Source organism: Pirellulales bacterium, assembly GCA_035546535.1.
Lineage (GTDB): Bacteria > Planctomycetota > Planctomycetia > Pirellulales > JACPPG01 > JACPPG01.
This window is the reverse complement of sequence record DASZWQ010000011.1, coordinates 1-1,762: the sequence shown is the minus strand read 5'-3', so window position 1 is coordinate 1,762 and position 1,762 is coordinate 1. Positions and strand designations below refer to the sequence as shown.

Annotated in this window: 2 protein-coding genes; both read right to left on the bottom strand. The window is 63.7% G+C overall.

Annotated features, from left to right (window positions below):
* A partial coding sequence (smpB, locus tag VHD36_01045; protein HVU85876.1) for an SsrA-binding protein SmpB occupies window positions 1-438 on the bottom strand: 438 nt, incomplete at its 3' end.
* A 41-nt stretch (window positions 439-479) separates the two neighbouring features.
* Window positions 480-1,358, bottom strand: a complete 879-nt coding sequence (gene dapA / locus VHD36_01040; protein ID HVU85875.1) for a 4-hydroxy-tetrahydrodipicolinate synthase — start codon at window positions 1,356-1,358, stop codon at window positions 480-482.
* Between the last annotated feature and the right edge of the window lie 404 nt (window positions 1,359-1,762).

The following is a 1,762-nucleotide window of genomic DNA, read 5'->3' as shown; positions in this document are numbered from 1 at the left end:
GTTCTTTTCGGTCTCGCGCTTGTCGAAGCTCTTCTTGCCCTTGCCCAGGCCGATCAGGAGCTTGGCCTTGCCGTGCTCATTGAAATATAGTTTTAGCGGCACGATAGTATTGCCGGCGCGCTCGACGCCCTCGGCAAGCTCGGCCAACTGTTTCTTGCTGACCAACAGCTTTCGCGGCCGCTTCTCCTCGTGGTTGAAGCGGTTGGCCTGCACGAACTCAGGAATGTAGGCGTTGATCAGCCACAGTTCGCCGCGCTCCGGGGAAGCGTAGGCATCATTGATCTGCGCTTTGCCCGTCCGCAGGGACTTCACCTCGGAACCGGTCAGCATGATGCCCGCCTCGAGCGTCTCGAGGATTTCATAGTCGTAGCGGGCCCGGCGATTTTCAGTCGCCAGCCCCGTTACGATCATCTTGGGCTTGTTCGGATCCTTTGCCATCGGCTCTATCTAGGCGCGGCAGCGGCCGAACGCAAAGGTCCTCAGTTCAGCAGGCCGGCGTGCGCCATGGCGCTGTCGATCGCGGCCTCGTTGGCTGCGCTGATCGGCACCACCGGCAGGCGGAACTCGTTGGCGCAGAGGCCGAGCTTGCTGGCAGCGTATTTGACACCGCCAGGGTTGTTCTCGAGGAACAGGCTCTTGTGCAGCGGGACGAGCTTGTCCTGCAGCATGAGTGCCGCCGCGAAATTGCCCTGCATGCAGGCATTTTGGAACTGCGCACACAGTTTCGGGGCGGCGTTGCTGGTCACCGAGATGCAGCCATGACCGCCATGCGCCATGAAGCCGAGCGCCGTCATGTCCTCACCCGAGAGCAGGACGAAATCCGGTCCGAGCTTGGAGCGGGTCAGCGAGGCCTTCTCCATGCTTGCGGTCGCGTCCTTGACGCCGACGATGTTGGAATGGGCGTCACGCAGCCGCGCCATGGTGTCGACGGCGATGTCGACCACGGTCCGGCCGGGCACTGAGTAGAGCAGGATCGGCAGCGACGTCGCCTTGGCCACAGCCGAGAAGTGCTGGAACAGCCCCTCCTGGGTCGGCTTGTTGTAGTAGGGCACGACCGACAGCACGGCGTCCGCACCGATGTCCTCGGCGAAGCGCGTCAGCGAGACCGCCTCGTCGGTCGAGTTCGAGCCGGCGCCGGCAATCACCGGCACGCGCCGGTCGGCAACGTCGACGCAAATCTCGATGACGCGACGGTGCTCCTCGTGGCTGACCGTCGGGCTTTCGCCCGTGGTCCCCACCGGCACCAGGCCGTGCGATCCCTCTTTGATCTGCCAATCCACGAAGGCCGCGAACGCTTTCTCGTCCACGGCCCCGTTCAAGAACGGAGTGATGAGTGCCGTGATCGAACCGCGCAGCATTTGTTGGTCTTCCTCGGGTTGAGACCGGCCATCGTTCAGGCCGGCGACAGATTAAGGCCGCGGCTTTTCCGCCCTTTGGCCATAGTCGCGCACCATAGTTTCAGCCGTTCGGCGGGGCAAGCAGAGACCTTCCGGGCACCTGGCAAGCGGGTCGGCACGCCCTGACGGGCACCGCCGGCGACCTTGCGGCAACGGAATGTTCACCCTGCGGGGGGACAATCGAGGCCGGCAAGGGTGGGGGCACCTTGTTGGAAGCGTATTGAGGACCAACAGGACCAAACCATGTTCGTTGCGCGCGGGTTCGCGGCGCGGCTCCTGATGGGGGCATGTGCCACCGCATTGATCGTTGCGACGTCGATTTCGTTTCCCACGGCGCCCGCCGCCGAGGGGATCGACCAGATCAT

What these genes read in the sequence shown, in the direction of transcription:
- dapA (HVU85875.1), bottom strand. Translation starts at nt 1,358, where the DNA reads ATGCTGCGCGGTTCGATCACGGCACTCATCACTCCGTTCTTGAACGGG.